Raw genomic sequence first — 17938 nt, forward strand, 5'->3', positions numbered from 1 at the left:
AAAGAGAGGGGGGAACTTCACTATGATGACTTTACGCACACTCGCTCGAATTTTGGCTCCTGTTGGCCTGGTCGCATTGGCCGCTTGTCAAACCGTTCAAGAAAAGCCGAGCGACAAAGCTGGCACCTCCAGCGCCGCAACGCAAACCACTCCCTCCACGCCTGCGACGGGTGCTCAGCAGCCTCAGGCTCAAGCTGGTGCCGAGCAGCAAGCTGCGCCTGTACAGATCTTCCTGGCTGATACTCAGGAACAAGCGGGTTGGGCACGTGTCGACGTGCAACCTAATGGTGTCTTGTTTGTGAATCCGCGTGCCGTGGTGGTGCGTGAGGATCTGGTTGGCGTGCAAGCCGGCACCAACGACAGCAAAGAAGGTTTGCTGGCTTTGGATCTGACTCCAGAGGCTGCTCAGCGTCTGCTGCAAGTTACCACTCAGTTCCCCAAAAAGCGTCTGGCTTTGGTCGTGGGTGACACCATGCTGGCTGCCCCTGCTTACGGTTCGCCCGTTAAAGATGGCCGTCTGATTTTCATGGTTGGTACGGAAGCTAACGCTTTGGCTGCTGCCCGCGCGATTGCCGGTCCACAGGCTACCCAGACCAACGGTAAGAAGTAAGCACTGCTTGTTCGTCTGAATGCTGTCCTGGTCCTGGGTTCACCCATGCCCGGCTTTTTGAAAAACGCGGTGGGTGCGAACCCGCCGCTCTTGTTACTAACAGGAAAGTCGGTATGGTGACCCCGCCAGGCAGTCTCGCTTTTTATATTCTTTCTTTTCGGGTTCTGGTCGGCCTGCATGGGGCCGCGCTGCTGTTCGTCATGTTGATGGGCACCGGAGCAATTGGATCCGTTTTCGTCCCCGCTTTTTTGCGCCTGCCCTTGTTCGTTTTTCTGATGGGGCTGGTTTCGGCGTTTCTGGCCTTGTGCTGGAGTCACTGGACCTTGGCGTGGCACAGCTCTAAAGTAGGGCGACGCTGGGCCTGGATACCCGGTTTCTGTTCGGCCTTCTTTCTGGCCTTGAGTCTGGCTCTTTTTGTAATTGGCGTATGGGGTACCTTGGGCCTGGCCGATTTTGCCTACCAGCATAGCGATTGGCTTACCTCCGGCCAGCAAGATTATGACGGTTTTGTCGTTCCCAATAATGACGAAGCCCAGCCCTACACCACGCCTTATCGGCAGCATCCTTAGCTTGCCTTCTACTTGAACGCTACGCTCAGACAGCAGCGATTCCAGCCTGCTGCGTAGAGTGTCGTTGTATTTTCTGCAATAGTCTCAATTCTTGCTCGCTTTTTTATCAGTCGCAGTCTTAAAATGTGCGCATTGCGTATATTTCATAAGCGAGAGCTGATATGGCCGTCTCCCAACAAGTTTTTTTGCGTGATGCAATGCGTCGCCTGAACCTGACTCGTGACGTTTTTGCGGCACGTATTGGGGTGAAGCGTCGTGCACTGGATACCTGGCTGCTGCCTGAAGGCTCTTTGGAGTCGCGGGCCATGCCCGAAGTGGTGCAGCGTTTTGTCACGGAAATCGTGGAAAACGAAGCCTTGCTGAGCAAGTATGCGCAAAGCGCACAGTCCGGTCCTTTGCGTGACCGTATCGCTACCGGCGGCAAGCATCAGCTCTTGTCCGTAGACCAGTTCACCCGCGAAACCGTGGAAGAACTGTGCAGTCTGGCCGACATCATGCAGCCCATCGCTCGCCGTCAAAAAGTGTCGCGCGTGCTGGAAGGGGCAGTGCTGGGTAACCTGTTTTTCGAAGCCTCCACCCGTACTCGCGTCAGCTTCGGCTCGGCCTTCTGCCGCCTGGGTGGTTCGGTGTGCGATACCACTGGCTTTACCTTTTCCTCCATGGCCAAAGGCGAATCCATTTACGACACCAGCCGCGTCATGAGCGGCTATGTGGATGCCATGGTGATTCGTCACCCTGAGCAAGGTTCAGTCGCGGAATTTGCGCGTGCCACCAACATTCCTGTGGTGAACGGTGGTGACGGTGCGGGTGAACACCCCAGCCAGGCGCTGCTGGATTTGTACACTATCAGCACTGAATTTTCCCGTCTGGGCAAATTGCTGGATGGTGCACATATCGCTCTGGTGGGTGACTTGAAGTATGGCCGTACTGTGCACTCCCTGATCAAGTTGCTGGGTATGTACCGTGGCCTGAAGTTCACCCTGATCTCGCCCCCCGGCCTGGAAATGCCCGAGCACATTGTGGAGCAGGTGGCCAAGCAAGGTAAGCACGTCATCGAGCAGACGACGTCCCTGGAAAAGGGCTTGCCTGGTGTGGATGTTATTTACGCTACGCGTGTGCAGAAAGAGCGCTTCGAAGAAGGGCAGGACGGCAGCTTCACGGCCGACTTCCAGGTCAATAAAGCCATTATTGACCGTTGCTGCGGCCCCGATGTAATCGTGATGCACCCACTGCCACGCGATAGCCGCGAAGGTGCCCATGATTTGAGCGTGGATCTGAACCACGATCCGCGTCTGGCTATCTTCCGCCAGGCTGACAATGGTATTCCCGTGCGTATGGCGATTTTTGCTGTGCTGCTGGGTGTGGAAACGCTGGTGCAGCATTCCATGCGCGATGTGACCTGGAATCCTCCTTCGCACATCGGTCCTGATGATGCGGTTTTCCACGGCATGTACTAAGTTGAGCAGGTGTCAGCGCTAAGTACACGCAAGCATTAAAAAAAACCGGGGCTCTGAATTAGAGCCCCGGTTTTTTTGTTCTTGAAACGTGTTTTATAAGCCTGCTGGGTGAGCAGACTTATACCGATATGCCAAGCTGAGCCGTTTTTTGAAAGTGACGATTCAGCCCGGCAAATCTACTTTTACTTGGACGTAGGCATGGCGAATTCCGCACCCTTGGAGATGCTTTCAGGCCAGCGCTGCATGATGGATTTCTGGCGGGTGTAAAAGCGGACACCTTCTTCACCGTAAGCGTGCATATCGCCAAACAGGCTCTTCTTCCAGCCACCAAAACCGTGCCAGGCCATTGGCACTGGAATTGGCACGTTGATGCCAACCATACCCACGTGGATGCGGCGGCCAAATTCACGGGCCACGTTACCGTCGCTGGTAAAGCACGCTACGCCGTTGCCGAACTGGTGCTTGTTGATCAGTTCAATGGCACTGGCCAGATCCGGTACGCGTACGCAGCACAGCACAGGGCCAAAAATTTCTTCCTGATACACACTCATGTCAGGGGTGACGTGATCGAACAGGGTGCCGCCCATCCAGAAGCCGTTCTCGCAACCTTCACCGGCTTTGGCGCCGTCAAATTCGCGACCGTCGACCAACAGTTTGGCGCCTTCCTGTACACCTTTGTCGATGCAGCTGCTGATGCGCTCGCGCGCTTGCTGTGTCACGATGGGGCCCATTTCGGCGGCGGCATTGGTGCCATTCAGAATCTTCAGGCTGCGAGTACGTTCTTCCAGCTTGGGCAGGATACGCTCGGCAGAGTCACCCACCAGCACGGCTACCGAGATGGCCATGCAACGCTCGCCAGCCGAGCCGTAGGCGGCACCGATCAGGGCGTCCACGGTCAGGTCGATGTCGGCATCCGGCATGACGACCAGATGGTTCTTGGCACCGCCCAGGGCTTGCACGCGTTTGCCGCCGATGGCGCCCATTTCATAAATACGGTTGGCAATCGGGGTGGAGCCCACGAAGGAGACGGCTTGCACGTCCTGGTGATTGACCAGCGCCTCAACCGCGTCTTTATCACCTTGCACCACGTTGAACACGCCATCGGGCAGCCCGGCTTTTTTCAGCAGTTCGGCAATGAACAGGCTGGGGCTGGGGTCGATAGGGCTGGGCTTGAGCACAAAGGTGTTACCCGCCGCGATGGCGACAGGGAACATCCACATGGGCACCATGACAGGGAAGTTGAACGGGGTGATACCGGCCACCACACCCAAGGGCTGGCGCATGGTCCAGTTGTCGATATTGGTGCTGACCTGTTCGGTGAAATCGCCTTTGAGCAGTTGAGGAATGCCGCAAGCAAATTCCACAATTTCAATACCGCGGGTGACTTCGCCCATTGCATCGGACAGAACCTTGCCATGCTCGGCCGTAATCATGGCTGCCAGCTTTTCCTTGTTCTCGTTGAGCAAGGACAAAAAGTTGAACAGCACACGGGCGCGGCGTAGCGGTGGGGTGTCGGCCCAGGCGGGGAAAGCGGCCTGGGCGCTGGCCACAGCGGCGTCAATATCTTGCTGGCTACCCAGTTTGACTTTGGCGCTGACCTGGCCGGTGGCCGGGTTGTACACCGGTTGAGTACGTGTACCGGCGCCAGCCTGCTGGCCACCTCCGATGTAGTGAGCAATTTCGGGGGTGTTTAACTCTGTCATGGTGATGCTCCTGCTGGGATGAATTAAAACAAGGGGCGGTAACCCGGTCGGGCTGGGCTACCGCCAGAGTACCAAGTATCTAGTGAGAGACAGCAGCAATACCGACTGCAGTTTCAGCGCGGACCTGTTGGGCGTCAAAGCCATCCCGGTCTTCGCTGGCGCGGCGGCTGCTGTCCAGTTTCGATACAAAGTAAATCATGAAGAATGCCAAAGGCATGGAAATCAGGGTGGGGAAGTCGTAAGGGAATACGGCTTCGGAAAAGCCCAGAATGCGGACCCAGACGGCTGGCGACAGAATCACCAGGCCCAGGGCCACAAGCAGGCCGCTCAAACCGCCATAAATGGCACCACGAGTGGTCATGCCGCGCCAGTACATGGACATCAGCAAGACCGGGAAGTTGGCCGAGGCGGCAATACTGAAGGCCAGGGCAACCAGGAACGCCACGTTCTGGTCACGGAACAGCAGGCCCAGGAAAATGGCGACAATGCCAATGCCGATCGAAGCCAGACGGTTGACGCGCATGGCTTGCGAGGGTGTGACATCGTCGCGGCGGATGACTTTGGCGTACAGATCATGTGCAACTGCCGAGGCACCGGCCAGGGTCAAACCACTGACCACGGCCAGAATCGTGGCAAAGGATACGGCGGCCAGCAAACCAAACAGCAGGTTGCCACCCAAAGCCGTTGCCAGGTGCATGATGGGCATGTTCGAGCCGCCCAGCACCATGCCGCCTACCTTGCCGTCCACATAGAACTCGGGGTAGTTGGGCAGGATGGCCATGGCAGCCAGACCCAGAAAGCAGATCACCACAAAGAAGACGCCCATCAAACCCGTTGCCACGAAGACCGATTTACGGGCAGCGCGTGCATCAGGCACCGTGAAGAAACGCATCATGATGTGAGGCAGACCGGCAATACCAAACACCAGTGACACTGCCAGAGACAGGCCCGAGAATGGATCAGCCATCAGCTTCCAGGGACCCTTCATAGCCGCGCCAGCCTGGTGATGTTCGACCGCCGCACTGACCAGGGCGGAAAAGTCGAAGTTGAAGTAGTACAGGGCCAGGCCAGCCATCAAGAAGCCATTACCCATCATCAAGATAGCCTTGATGATTTGTACCCAGGTGGTTGCCACCATGCCACCCACCACGACGTACACCATCATGAGCAAGCCCACGGCCACCACGGCATAGGTGTAGTCGATGCCAAACAGCAGTTGCACCAGTTGTCCTGCGCCGACCATTTGCACGATCAGGTAGAACAGCACCACGGTCAGCGAGCTGATCGCGGTAAAGATGCGAGTGCTGCGTTCATCCAGGCGGTATGAGACGATGTCGCTCAGGGTGTAGCGACCCAGATTGCGCAAGCGCTCGGCAATCAGAAACATGATGACCGGCCAGCCCATGAAGGCGCAGACCGCATACAACAGCGAGTCAAAGCCGTTGGTAAAGGCCAGGGACGAAATACCCAGCAAGGTGGCGGCGGACATGTAGTCACCCACAATGGCCAGCCCATTTTGCGTGCCGGTAATGCCACCCCCGGCGGTGTAAAAGTCCGAGCTGGAACGAGTGCGTGACGAGGCCCAGTAAGTAATGCCCAGGGTCACGACCACAAAGGCGGCAAAAATCAGAATCGCTTGTGTATTCATGGGCGCACCTTTGCCAGTACACGTTCGCAAAGCGGATCAAAGCGCGTGTTGGCGACGTGGATATACACGCCTGTTAATAACCAGGACACAAAAATCAGTCCTACCCCGTACACCATGCCACTGTTGACAGCTCCTCCACTGCCCAGATCATGGGTTAGAACGCCGGGCCAAAAAATGGCCGTCACGATAAACAGGCCGGTCAGCCCCAGGCAGATGCCGGCGCAGGCAAATGCCAGACGCCGACGCTGCGACTTGAGTTGCTCATATTCCTGTAGTCCGGCTAGTTGCCGGCTTAACTCTTGATGCGACAGCATGGTTTTGTCTCCGTATTGTTGTGATTACTGCCCATGTCCGCCTGGCCGATATTATTTGGTCGGCTTCACTTTATGAGCTTTCTTATTAACAAACTCCCCCAAGCGTTCCTGCACGTCCCGCCCGGTTTGAACTACTGCTGCCATCAAGCCCTCGGCAAAGAGGCCATCGGTGGCAGACATATCGGCAATGCGGCTGATCGAGCTGACAATGGCGTAGTTCGACAAGATGGCATTGCCTGCAATGCGCTGGGCCAGTTCCAGGCTCAGCTCATAGGCTGTTTTGGGGTTGGCTTCGTTGTTGCACACGTAGTGCGCCAGCCCCAGTCGCTCTCCTTCCACGGCATCGAGCACGCGGCCTGTCAGCATCAGTTCGATCATGCGGTTGGGAGAAATGATTTTTGCGGTGCGAACGGTTGCGCCACCGCCGGTGAAGATGCCGCGTGTGCCTTCAGGCAGGGCAAAGAAGGTGCTGCTGTCGGCCACGCGAATGTGCGCTGCGCTGGCCAGTTCCAGGCCCCCACCCACGACCGCGCCTTGCAGGCAGGCAATGACGGGGATGCCGCCGTGTTCGATCTTGTCAAAAGCACGGTGCCAGCTTTGGCAGACGCGCAGAAAATCCACGGCGCCGCGTTCCTTGTCATGGTGTTCTTTCAGATCCAGGCCCGCGCAGAAATGGTCGCCTTCTGCCTTCATCAGAATGACCCGGATGTGCTCGGGAATATTGGAGAAGTACGCATCAATTTCAGCAATGGCATCTTCATCCAGGGCGTTGCGCTTGTGCGCCTTGTTCAGCGTGACAATTCCGATGTTGTCCAACTCGGTGGTGAGCAGGAAAGGGGCGGCCATAAAAAACTCCTTGTGTTACGTAAATGCGAGGGCAGTGGTGCAAATCAGCTGGGGTCGGTTTGATCCGCCAGCATTTTGCGCAGTGCCATTTTTTGAATCTTTCCAGTTGCCGTCATCGGCATCTGGTCGATGAAAATTACTTTGTCGGGTACGGACCAGCGGGTGACGCGATCCTGATAGCGCTCCAGCATGTGGGCCTCATCCAGCTCAGCGCCTTCGCGTGGCACCACGAACAGCACGGGGCGTTCGCCCCATTTGTCGTCGGCCTGGGCGATGCAGGCAGCCAGCTCAACCAAAGGCTCTTCCATGGCGATGTTCTCGATCTCGATCGAGGAGATCCATTCGCCACCGGACTTGATCACATCCTTGCTGCGGTCAGTAATGTAGACGTAGCCATCGGCGTCGATGGAGCCCACGTCGCCTGTGCGGAACCAGCCGTTTTCACTGGCCAGATCGGGTTTGCCGTAATAGCGGTCCATGATCCAGTTGCCCTGGATCAGCAGGTGGCCGCTGCTCTTGCCGTCGCGTGGCAAGGTGTTGCCTTCGTCGTCAACAGTTTTCAGGCGTGCGCCGAACAGGGCACGGCCTTGCGAGGCCAGCACGTGCTGCTTCTGGGCTTCGGGCAGATCGCTGTGTTTGGGCAGCAATTGGCACACCGTGCCCAGCGGCGAGGTTTCAGTCATGCCCCAGGCGTGGCGCACGGTAATGCCGTAGCCCGCCCAGGCGGCAATCATATTGGGTGGGCAAGCGGAACCGCCGATCAGGATGCGGCTCAGGGTGGTGAACTGCTTGCCATTGGCTTTGGCATAGTCCAGCACGGTTTTCCAGATGGTGGGTACACCGGCGGACAAGGTGACGCCAGCGCGTTCGCATAGGGAGTAAATGCGCTCTCCCTGCAAATTTGCACCGGGCAGAACAATTTTGGCTCCGGACATCAGGCCGGAGTAAGGCAGGCCCCAGGCATTAACGTGAAACATGGGGACCAAAGGCATGACGGCGTCAGCGCTGGCAATGCACAGTGCGTTCGGGTGGGCCGAAGCGTAGGCATGCAAGAGGGTGGAGCGATGGGTGTACAGGGCACCTTTGGGATCGCCCGTGGTGCCGGAGGTGTAGCACAGGCCGCTGGCGGTATTTTCATCAAACACAGGCCACTCAAAGCCCGTGCTGTCATTGCCCAGCCAGCTTTCGTATTCATCGGCCAAGGGGCCCTGGGCCTGGCTGCCCATGCGTACCCACTGCTTGACGGTGGGGCACTGGCCGCGCAGATAGCTGACCATTTCTTCAAAATGTTCGTCGTAGAACATCACCGTGTCTTGAGCATCATTGATGATGAAGGCAATTTGCTCGCGCGTCAGACGCGGGTTCACGGTGTGACAGATCAGACCGATGCCCGAGGTGGCGTAGTAAATTTCCAGATGGCGGTAGGTGTTCCATGCCAAAGTTGCCACGCGCTCGCCGGGCTGCAGGCCTTCGCGGCGCAGTCCCAAGGCCAGATCCTGAACCCGGTGGGCAAATTCAAGATAGCTGTAGCGATGAAGCTCGCCATTATCCAAAGCGGTAACAATCTCCTGCTCAGGGTTATTCTCTACGGCGTGGGTGAGAATTGAACTGATGAGCAAGGGCATATGCATCATATTTCCAGTGCCTAACATGGTGATGTCTCCTTGTATTATGTGTGTCAGCATAGGATGGTTTAGCACCTTACCCAATAGCGAATACTGACGTCGAATATGCAAAAAGTGACAATCTTTGAGAGGTCATAGGAAATGAATGCTTTGCCCGGCACGCTCCCGGTGCCCGTTGATGCAGCCCATACCGCCACCGTGGCGCTGGATCTGGTTCAGGACTGGTTTCACAGCCTGCGCACCAGCTACTCCGAAGAGGTGCTGGATCACTGCCTGAAGCAGTCGGGCATCGTGAAAGACTTTATTGATCGGCCCGGCGCTCGTTTGACGCGGGATCAACTGGTGCGCCTGTATCAGGAAAGCGCCAGGAAAACGGGCGATGAGATGATGGGGTTCTGGACTCGGCCGATACGGGCCGGGGCCTTGAAATACATTGTGCGCACCGTGCGGGATGCGCCATCCATCAATGTGGCCTTGTACCGTTTCACCCAGTTCTGGAATCTGCTGCTGGATGATTTCAGCCTGAATCTGATACGCACGGATAAAGAGTTGGGCATTGAGCTGGTGCCGCGCTATCCCACCGCCTATGTGCATCGTTTCGGCCATGCACTGATGCTGAAGCTGACGCACGGAATTGTGTCCTGGCTGATGGGGCGCGAGGTGCCGGTGCAGCAAGTGGCCTTTGCATTTCCCAGACCGGCTTTTGCGGCGGACTATTCGGTGCTGTTTCCCGCTTCAGTCAGTTTTGATGCGCCGTGCTCGCATATCTTGTTCGGCGTGGAGTTGGGGCAGGTACGGCCACAACGCACTCAGGTTGAGGCCAGAGCCTTTCTGGAGCGTGCGCCGCGTGACTGGATTTTTACTTCCTATCACGAGCATGCCTTGCGCCTGAAAGTACGGGAAATCTTGCATACCGATCTGGGCTACACCTTGCAGGATGTGTCCGGCAAATTGCATATGTCGGCGCGCACGCTGATACGCAGGCTGCAAGAAGAAGGCCTGTCGTTTCAGGGGATCAAGGATGAGCTGCGCCGAGATTTGGCGATTTTCAAATTGCTGCGCAAAGATATGTCGCTGGCTGAAATTGCTTACGCCTTGAAGTTCAGTTCGCCAGCGACATTTCACCGGGCTTTCCGCCATTGGACGGGCATGACGCCCGGTGTGTATCGCGCCGCCCAGCAGGAACTGGCCTGAAGGGCGGTTCAGCCAAGCAGGCTGTGTGGTCCGGGCTTACTTGCGTTCGCCGCCCAGGACTTCGACCAGATCGCTGATCATCTTGGCCAGCTCGGAGGTCATCAAGGTCATGTCAGCGTCAAAGATTTCGTCATCGTTGACGGCCGTCACATCTTGTTTTTCAGTCAGGATGTCCAGCGGGGCCACGCGTTTGACGTCCAGCGCATCGGTCAGCACAAAGCTGATGCGATCTGCCCAGGTCATGGCCAAACGGGTGCATTGCTTGCCGGCTTCAACGTGCTTGCGCACTTCGTCAATGTCGGCGCTTTGCTTCACGTAGCGTACGGCAGCACCGCTATCGCCGGTGGAGCGCAGTTCCGTGTCCTGGTCCACAGTAAAGTTGGCCAGTTGCTCTTCGTCCACCAGCCAGGAGGTCATGGCGGCACCGGGTGATTGCTCGGTATACAGAGGCTGCACGGGGAAAGGTTCCACGCTCTTGGCCAGCAGGCCCAGAACTTCGTCGCTCTTGGCGGTAGCCGCGGCATCAATAGCCAGCCAGTGGTTGCGGGTATCCAGCCAGACGCGGGTGTCGCGCGAGACGGCGAAGGCACGAGGCATCAAGTCCACAATGACTTGTTCCTTGATTTCCTTCATTTGCTTGCGGCCAGGTTTGTAGCCTTGCTGCTCTTCGATATCACGAGCCTTTTCACGAGCGACTTGGTTGATCACTGTGGTGGGCAGCAGCTTCTTTTCGGCGCGCAGAGCGATCAGGTACTGACCGTTAACTTCGTGCACCAGAGCACTGTTCTCGCGTGGGCTGACCCAGCCCAGGCTTAGCGGTTCCTGGCTGGAACCAGGGGTGAAGCTGTGTTTGGAAAGAGCTTCTTCCAGCTCTTCGGCGGAACATACCCAGTCGGGGGAGAGGCGATAGATGCGTAGATTCTTAAACCACATGGATACGAAGATAAATAAACAGAAGAAAAAGGGCGGGCGTAAAGCCCGAGGCAATGTTCGATTGTACGCGCAGATCTTCCTGTGTCGCCCCGCCATTTACGGACCCTTGCATTTGCTTGACAGAGCGCGGGAAATGGCCGGTGCAACGCGTTTTTTGCCTGGACTGGCTAACGATTGATGTCGTTATGGCGGGTTTCGCGCACAAAGGGCGCACCAATCGCAACCGTCACCAGACAGATCAGAATCGGGTACCACAAACCATCGTAAATATTGCCAGTGACGGCAATCATGGCAAAGGACAGGGTGGGCAAAAAGCCCCCGAACCAGCCATTGCCAATGTGATAGGGCAGGCTCATGGAGGTGTAGCGGATGCGGATCGGGAACATCTCCACCAGCATGGCCGCAATGGGGCCGTAGACCGCGGTTACCAGCCCCACCAGATAGGTCAGCAGGACCACCAGCATCACTTTATTGATCTGCTCCGGGTCTGCGCCGTCCGGGTAGCCGTACTGGCGCATGGTCTGAGTCAGCTCATTGCGCAGCTCTTGCGAGTGACGGGCAAAATCGGCGCGGCTCAGATGTCCGCCTTCAAAACCATCGATCACATGATCGCCAATGCGTACCTGGGCCACCTGACCGGGCGAACCCTTGACGTTGTTGTAGCTGACCGCGTGGCTGGCCATGTAGGATTTCACGATATCGCAAGAGCTGGTGAAGGTGTGGCTGCCCACCGGATTGAACTGGAAGGAACAACTGGCCGGGTCGGTAATGACAGTGACGGGCGCGTTGCGCTGCGCCTGGACCAAAGCAGGGTTGGCAAAATAGGCCAGGCCCTGGAAGACCGGGTAGTAGGTCAGGGCGGCCAGCAAACAGCCCGTCAGGATGATGGGCTTGCGCCCGATTTGATCCGACAGCCAGCCAAAAAAGATAAATAGCGGGGTGGCCAGTAGCAGTGAAATTACCATCAAGGTTTGCGCCAAGGTGGCATGCAAACCCAGCATTTGGGTAATGAAGAACAAGGCGTAAAACTGTCCCGTGTACCAGACCACGCCTTGGCCGGCCGTCAGGCCGAACAGCGCCAGCAAGGCGATGCGCAGATTCGCCCAGCGCCCGAAGGATTCGGTAATGGGCGAGGTCGACAGCGTGCCTTCTTCCTTGATGTGCTGGAAGGCAGGTGACTCTTTCAGGTTCATCCGTATCCAGACGGAAATCGCCAGCAGCAGCACGGAAATCAGAAAGGGAATGCGCCAGCCCCAAACCACAAATGCTTCTTCCCCGACCAGACTGCGTATGCCCATGATGACCAGCAGGGACAGCAGCAAACCCACAGATGCCGTGGTCTGAATCCAGCTGGTGTAAAAACCGCGACGGTGCTGGGGTGCGTACTCAGCCACATAGGTGGCGGCACCGCCGTATTCGCCACCCATGGCCAGGCCTTGCAGCAGACGCAGGACGATCAGCATGATGGGGGCGGCAATCCCGATGGCTTCATAACTGGGTAGTACGCCGACCAAAAAGGTGGACAGTCCCATCAGCAGGATGGTGATCAGAAAGGTGTACTTGCGGCCCACGCGGTCGCCAATACGACCAAAGAGCAAGGCTCCAAAGGGGCGTACGGCAAAACCGGCGGCAAAGGCCAACAAGGCAAAGATAAAGCCGGCTGTCGGGTTAACAGCGGAAAAGAAGTGTTGCGCCAGAATGGCGGCCATGGAGCCGTACAGGTAGAAGTCGTACCACTCGAACATGGTGCCCAGGGCGGAGGCAAAAATAACTTTGCGGCCTTGGGTGTCCAGCTTGTTCTTGGCTTTCGGGAAGGTTGCACTGGTGATTGTCTGGGGCATGTACTCAGGCTCTCCAAGGCAAAGACAGTGGGAAACTGACGCGCAAGCGCAGGCCGCTTTCCTGGCCCCCAGTCAGTGGCATGAAGTCGATGGAGGCGCCGTGAATGTCGGCAATCTCCCGCACAATGGCCAGCCCCAGGCCACTACCGTCTGCCTGGTTGCCCATGATGCGATAAAAACGATCAAAAATTCGTGCTTTATGTTCCGTGGGAATGCCGGGGCCGTTGTCCTCGATTTCCAACCAGCCCTGGCCTTGCGTCTGGCCGGTACGCATGGTGATCCAGCCGCCAGCAGGGGTGTAAATCAGGGCGTTATCCAGCAAATTGTTGATCAGCTCATCGAGCAGGACCGGATCCGCTTGCAAGAGGATGGCTTTTGCCGTGTTTTCCAGCCCCAGATCCAGCCCCAGCTTCAAGGCATCGGGCACACGCTGGCCTACATGCAATTCAGTCAGGGTATTCAGGTCCAGGGTTTGCTTGGTAGGGGCGTACAGGGCATCGCTGCTTTCGGCACGGGCCAAGGCCAACATTTGGGTGACCAGGCGCGTGGCCCGGTCGGTGCCGCGTACCAGTTGTTGCAAGCTGGCTTCGGTCTGCCTGGGGTCGCGCTCGCGCAGGGCCAGTTCGGCTTGGGTGCGTATCCCCGCCAGCGGCGTTTTCAACTGGTGGGCCGCATTGGCCACAAACTGCCTTTGAGTGGCTGAAAATTGTGCCTGCTGGGCCAGGAGTCCATTCATGGCATCAATCAGCGGCACAATTTCGGCAGGCGCCTGCTCTTGATCTACCGGCGATAAATCACCGGGCGCACGAGCGCGCAAGCGCGCTTGCAGCAGGTTCAGCGGCTCCAGGCCATGTGTCAGCCCCAGGCCCGCCAGCATGGCCGCCAACGGTACCAGAATGAATTGCGGTGTCAGCATCCCGATCAGAATTTCTCTGTGTAGCACCGCTCTATGTTCATTGGTTTCGGCAGCAACCGCCAGAAAGGGCGTGTCGTTTTTGTCCTTGCCCCCCCAGACATAGGCCAGCCGCAGGCTTTGATCATCCAGAATAACGTCCCGGTAGCGCAGTAGGTCGGTGTCATATCCCCAACTGTCGGGAACCGGCAAATTCGCGTTGCCAGCCAGTGGCTCGCCATTGGCATCGCGGATTTGCCATAGCGTAGGGGTCGGGCTTTCCTGACGCAAAATTGTCTGTGCCCCGTGCGATAAATGGATGGGCTGGCTCAGATCCTGATGGCTGATTTCCACCCGCAACAAGTCCAGGTGATCGCGCAAGGTGCGGTCGTAGGGGGAGTTCGCAATGTGCTGGGCGATGAAGTAGGTAATGACAATGCCTACCGTCCACAGCAGAAACAAAGGCCCGAAAATCCAGATCATGATCTTGTGGATGAGCGGGCGCGGTGCGACACGCTTGCTTTTGGCAGGCGCAGCCGTGTTGTGGGATGGGGGCGTAGCGTGCTGCATGGACGATCCTTTAGGCTGGAGCGTCTTCTCGCAGTTTTTCCGGTTCCAGACAGTATCCCAGACCACGCACGGTCAGGATGCGTACGCCGCTAGGCTCCAGTTTTTTGCGCAGGCGGTGGATATAGACCTCGATGGCGTTAGGGGTGACTTCCTCACCCCACTCACAGAGCAGATCCACAAACTGGTTCTTGCTGATCATGCGACCGCTGCGCGACAGGAAAATCTCCAGCAAGCTGGTTTCACGCGCCGACAGCTCCAGGGGCTGATTGTCTATATAAGCCATGCGACCTTTCAGGTCGAAGCTCAAGCGCTTGTGATGCAGCAAGGCGCTGCTGGTGCCGGTACTGCGACGCGTCAGGGCGCGTACACGGGCTTCCAGCTCGGTCAGGGCAAAGGGTTTGGACATATAGTCGTCCGCGCCCAGGTCCAGACCGCGCACGCGCTGTTCTACGGTGTCGCTGGCTGTCAGAATCAGTACGGGGAGCGTGTCCTGACGCTGTCGGATAGACTGCAGCACCGACAGGCCGGGCTTTTTGGGCAGGTCCAGATCCAGGATCAGAAGGTCAAAGCTTTGCAGCTGCAAGGCCGAGTCGGCGCTATCGCCATCGTGCACGACGTCAACCGCATAGCCTTCGTAGCGTAAGGAGCGAGAAAGTCCATCCGCGAGAATACTGTCGTCTTCAGCTATGAGTATGCGCATGACCCTACACAAACAGATGATTGAATGGCTGTTCGGCATTGTTGCACAAGGCTGTAAGGCTGGTCAGTAGGGGATAACGATGGCGGCTAGTTAATTTATTTGAATATCTGTGTATATATACAGTATAATTTGATGCAATAATTAGGTTTGATTTTTAATTGCCGTGCCCGTCCGTTGGGGCGCCATTCCACAGTCAAGGATTTTTCATGGACGATAAAAACAGCAAAGCAGTGGCCTCGGAACGTTCCAAAGCGCTGGCCGCCGCTCTGTCGCAAATCGAAAAGCAGTTCGGCAAGGGTTCGATCATGCGTTATGGCGACGACAACGTCGAGCATGACATCCAGGTGGTCTCCACGGGTTCCTTGGGTCTGGACATTGCTTTGGGCGTCGGTGGTCTGCCACGTGGTCGCGTTATTGAAATTTACGGCCCGGAATCTTCGGGTAAAACCACGCTGACCCTGCAAGTGATTGCAGAGATGCAAAAGCTCAAAGGCACATGTGCCTTTATTGACGCCGAACACGCGCTGGACGTGCAATATGCTCAAAAACTGGGCGTGAACCTGGGCGATCTGTTGATCTCCCAGCCTGATACCGGCGAGCAGGCTCTGGAAATTACCGAAGCCCTGGTGCGTTCGGGTTCGGTAGACCTGATCGTTATCGACTCGGTGGCCGCCTTGACTCCCAAGGCTGAAATCGAAGGCGATATGGGCGATTCCTTGCCTGGTCTGCAGGCCCGTCTGATGAGCCAGGCCCTGCGTAAATTGACGGCCACCATCAAACGCGCTAACTGCATGGTCATCTTCATTAACCAGATCCGTATGAAGATTGGCGTCATGTTCGGCAACCCTGAAACCACCACGGGTGGTAACGCGCTGAAGTTTTACTCCTCCGTGCGTCTGGATATTCGCCGTATCGGTTCCATCAAGCGTGGCGACGAAATGGTGGGTAACGAGACCCGCGTTAAAGTGGTCAAGAACAAGGTTGCGCCTCCTTTCAAGCAAACCGAATTCGACATTATGTATGGCAGCGGTATTTCCCGCGAAGGCGAGATTATCGATCTGGGCGTACAAACTGGCGTGGTCGACAAGGCAGGTGCCTGGTATAGCTACGACGGCAACCGCATTGGTCAGGGTAAGGACAATGTGCGCGAATTCCTGAAAGAGCGCCCCGAGTTGGCCCGCGAAATCGAAAACAAAGTGCGTGAAAAGCTGGGCGTTGCCCTGATGAGCGCTGCTGTCAGCCGTCCAGCCGCTGCTTCTGTGGTTGATCCGGCCGAGGGAGAAGTCTGATTTTTCCCCCAGAGTTCGATGACGAACCCTTTGAGACAGACCCGGAGGAAATCCGGGAACGTAAACAAGCTCAAAGGGAGCGCGTTGCTGCGCTTTCTGCCCGGCCCACTCGGGCGGGCAGAAACGTAGAAGAAAGCTCGGGTGATGATGCTCCGGCTGCGGAAAAGAAAGCTCCGTCCAAACGGCCGGGGCTGTCTCTTAAAGCCAGAGCGTTGAATTTTTTATCCCGACGCGAATACTCGCGCCTGGAGTTGGGCCGCCGTCTGGCACCCCATGCAGAAACCGCTGAAGAAGTGGAAGCTTTGCTCGACGCCCTGGTCGAACAGAAATGGCTGTCCAACGAGCGCTTCGCACATAGTGTCGTCAATCGCCGTGCCTCGCGTGTGGGCACCCGAGTCATTCTGCAAGAACTGCGCCAGCATGGCGTGGATGTGGAACAGACCGAAATCATCAAAGAAGAATTGATGGCGACCGAACTGGAACGGGCCAAGCACGTGTGGAGCAAGAAATTCAGTGCGCCGCCCGATGATCCCCGCAGTTACGCCAAACAATATCGCTTCATGGCCAGCCGAGGCTTCTCGGGCCGTATCTTGCAGCAGATTCTGGGTGATTGGGAAGACGATCCGGCTTGAATAAGCTATCTGCAATGCTTCGTTTTGCTGTGTTTCTTGCTTGTCTGCTGCCGCTATCAAAAAACGTGGTCTCTCTCGTTCAAGGTGGCATGAGCCCGCCCGCCTGTACTTTTCCTCTATCTATATAGTGCTTGCAACAGAGTTTTGCCATGCCATTGCTAAATGGCTCAAGACTGCGCCGCCACGATTCCTTGCAGGCTTTTGAAGCAGGTCTCTCGTGCCTGTGCCAAAAAGGCCTGCACATAGTCCGCTTGTAAATCTTCACTACGTACCGTGGCGTATAGCGTGCGCCAGATACCGTGCTCTCCCAAACGGCAAGTGCGAATCGAGGCCGGGTTCAAGAACTCCGTCAAGGCCCAGTTTGGCAACGCCGTCACACCACGCTGGCTGGCAACCAGTTGCACGATCATGGGCGTTAGCTCGGCCTGCCGAATCGCAGCGGGCTCCACATCGGCTGGCGTCAGGAACTGCGTAAAAATATCCAGACGATTGCGTTCTACCGGGTAGGTAATCAGAACCTGATCGGTCAATTGAAAAGGTTCCACATAGCGGTACTGCGACAAGGGGTGCTGGTTGGAGACAGCCAGCACCAGCTCGTAGCGAAACAGGGGTTCGTAATGGACAGCCGGATTGTCCTGCGGGTCCGAGGTGATCACCACATCCAGATCCCCACGCATCAAGGCGGGCAAGGGCGCAAAGGAAAAAGCCGCGCTCAAGTCCAGCGTGACGTCAGGCCATTGCTGCCTGAATGCGTCCAGTGCTGGCATCAGCCATTGAAAGCAGGAGTGGCAATCAATGGCCACATGCAGGCGTCCCGTGCGTCCGGCGGCCAGTCTTTGCAAATCGCGCTCGGTGGCGCGTACACGCGGAAGGATGTCATCGGCCAGCGTCAGGATACGCAGAGCGGCGGTGGTCAGGCGGGCAGGGCGGGTGCGGCGGTTCAGCAATTGCACTTGAAGCCGCACTTCCAGGTCGCGGAGCTGGTGCGAGAGGGCGGACTGCGTAACATGCAGGCGCTCGGCGGCTTCTTGCAAGCTGCCGCTGTCGCGGATGGCGCTCAGGGTTTCGAGATGGCGGATTTCAAGCATGTTGAGGAAAACTCATGATTAGCATGG

At 57.0% G+C, this 17938-nt stretch carries 16 protein-coding genes; 6 read left to right on the forward strand and 10 right to left on the reverse strand.

Going from position 1 to position 17938, the window contains the following annotated elements:
* Window positions 1-22: 22 nt before the first annotated feature.
* From D0C27_RS01670 to D0C27_RS01680, 3 genes are all read left to right on the forward strand, one after another.
* Window positions 23-610 (forward strand): hypothetical protein, encoded by a 588-nt coding sequence (locus tag D0C27_RS01670; RefSeq protein WP_009461761.1) that lies wholly within the window; start codon window positions 23-25, stop codon window positions 608-610.
* Window positions 611-723: 113 nt separating this feature from the next.
* Window positions 724-1179 carry a hypothetical protein gene (locus D0C27_RS01675; protein WP_196784025.1) on the forward strand — a complete coding sequence of 152 codons (456 nt, stop codon included), beginning with the start codon at window positions 724-726 and terminating at the stop codon, window positions 1177-1179.
* A gap of 161 nt (window positions 1180-1340) precedes the next feature.
* A complete protein-coding gene (locus D0C27_RS01680; RefSeq protein ID WP_026483408.1) occupies window positions 1341-2636 on the forward strand; it encodes an aspartate carbamoyltransferase in 1296 nt (431 codons plus the stop codon).
* Between the two features lie 182 nt (window positions 2637-2818).
* Here the strand turns inward: D0C27_RS01680 and D0C27_RS01685 are convergent, their stop codons facing one another.
* The 5 genes from D0C27_RS01685 to D0C27_RS01705 all read right to left on the reverse strand — a co-directional run bounded on the left by D0C27_RS01685 (window position 2819) and on the right by D0C27_RS01705 (window position 8799).
* Entirely contained in the window at window positions 2819-4339 is a 1521-nt protein-coding gene (locus D0C27_RS01685; RefSeq protein WP_060185191.1) for a CoA-acylating methylmalonate-semialdehyde dehydrogenase, read from the reverse strand.
* Window positions 4340-4418: 79 nt separating this feature from the next.
* A complete protein-coding gene (actP, locus tag D0C27_RS01690) occupies window positions 4419-5987 on the reverse strand; it encodes a cation/acetate symporter ActP (RefSeq protein ID WP_137430265.1) in 1569 nt (522 codons plus the stop codon).
* Window positions 5984-6301: a DUF485 domain-containing protein gene (locus D0C27_RS01695; protein WP_026483405.1), complete on the reverse strand. Its 318-nt coding sequence runs from the start codon at window positions 6299-6301 to the stop codon at window positions 5984-5986. Before D0C27_RS01695 ends, actP begins: the two co-directional genes overlap by 4 nt.
* A gap of 51 nt (window positions 6302-6352) precedes the next feature.
* Window positions 6353-7147 (reverse strand): crotonase/enoyl-CoA hydratase family protein, encoded by a 795-nt coding sequence (locus tag D0C27_RS01700; RefSeq protein ID WP_009461766.1) that lies wholly within the window; start codon window positions 7145-7147, stop codon window positions 6353-6355.
* 44 nt (window positions 7148-7191) lie between these two features.
* Window positions 7192-8799 carry a long-chain-fatty-acid--CoA ligase gene (locus tag D0C27_RS01705; protein WP_026483404.1) on the reverse strand — a complete coding sequence of 536 codons (1608 nt, stop codon included), beginning with the start codon at window positions 8797-8799 and terminating at the stop codon, window positions 7192-7194.
* Window positions 8800-8913: 114 nt separating this feature from the next.
* Here D0C27_RS01705 and D0C27_RS01710 point away from each other — a divergent pair, with 114 nt between their 5' ends.
* A complete protein-coding gene (locus tag D0C27_RS01710; RefSeq protein WP_080748095.1) occupies window positions 8914-9966 on the forward strand; it encodes a helix-turn-helix domain-containing protein in 1053 nt (350 codons plus the stop codon).
* 36 nt (window positions 9967-10002) lie between these two features.
* Here D0C27_RS01710 and D0C27_RS01715 read toward each other — a convergent pair whose 3' ends face one another.
* The 4 genes from D0C27_RS01715 to D0C27_RS01730 form a co-directional block, all read right to left on the reverse strand.
* The gene (locus D0C27_RS01715; protein WP_009461768.1) at window positions 10003-10899 is read right to left on the reverse strand and encodes a recombination-associated protein RdgC; all 897 of its coding nucleotides are present in this window, start codon (window positions 10897-10899) and stop codon (window positions 10003-10005) included.
* A 167-nt stretch (window positions 10900-11066) separates the two neighbouring features.
* The gene (locus D0C27_RS01720) at window positions 11067-12740 is read right to left on the reverse strand and encodes an MFS transporter (RefSeq protein WP_035272847.1); all 1674 of its coding nucleotides are present in this window, start codon (window positions 12738-12740) and stop codon (window positions 11067-11069) included.
* Between the two features lie 4 nt (window positions 12741-12744).
* On the reverse strand, window positions 12745-14202 hold the full coding sequence (locus tag D0C27_RS01725; protein WP_137430266.1) for a sensor histidine kinase: 1458 nt from the start codon (window positions 14200-14202) through the stop codon (window positions 12745-12747).
* A 10-nt stretch (window positions 14203-14212) separates the two neighbouring features.
* The gene (locus D0C27_RS01730) at window positions 14213-14902 is read right to left on the reverse strand and encodes a response regulator transcription factor (RefSeq protein ID WP_003799515.1); all 690 of its coding nucleotides are present in this window, start codon (window positions 14900-14902) and stop codon (window positions 14213-14215) included.
* A gap of 206 nt (window positions 14903-15108) precedes the next feature.
* Here D0C27_RS01730 and recA point away from each other — a divergent pair, with 206 nt between their 5' ends.
* Both recA and recX read left to right on the forward strand, forming a co-directional pair.
* Window positions 15109-16191 carry a recombinase RecA gene (gene recA, locus D0C27_RS01735; RefSeq protein ID WP_137430267.1) on the forward strand — a complete coding sequence of 361 codons (1083 nt, stop codon included), beginning with the start codon at window positions 15109-15111 and terminating at the stop codon, window positions 16189-16191.
* 50 nt (window positions 16192-16241) lie between these two features.
* The gene (recX, locus tag D0C27_RS01740; RefSeq protein ID WP_258866202.1) at window positions 16242-16823 is read left to right on the forward strand and encodes a recombination regulator RecX; all 582 of its coding nucleotides are present in this window, start codon (window positions 16242-16244) and stop codon (window positions 16821-16823) included.
* Window positions 16824-16990: 167 nt separating this feature from the next.
* Here recX and D0C27_RS01745 read toward each other — a convergent pair whose 3' ends face one another.
* On the reverse strand, window positions 16991-17911 hold the full coding sequence (locus D0C27_RS01745) for a LysR family transcriptional regulator (RefSeq protein ID WP_026483398.1): 921 nt from the start codon (window positions 17909-17911) through the stop codon (window positions 16991-16993).
* Window positions 17912-17938 lie beyond the last annotated feature (27 nt).

Origin of the sequence: Alcaligenes faecalis (assembly GCF_005311025.1) — a bacterium.
In the GTDB taxonomy this organism is placed as follows: domain Bacteria; phylum Pseudomonadota; class Gammaproteobacteria; order Burkholderiales; family Burkholderiaceae_B; genus Alcaligenes; species Alcaligenes phenolicus.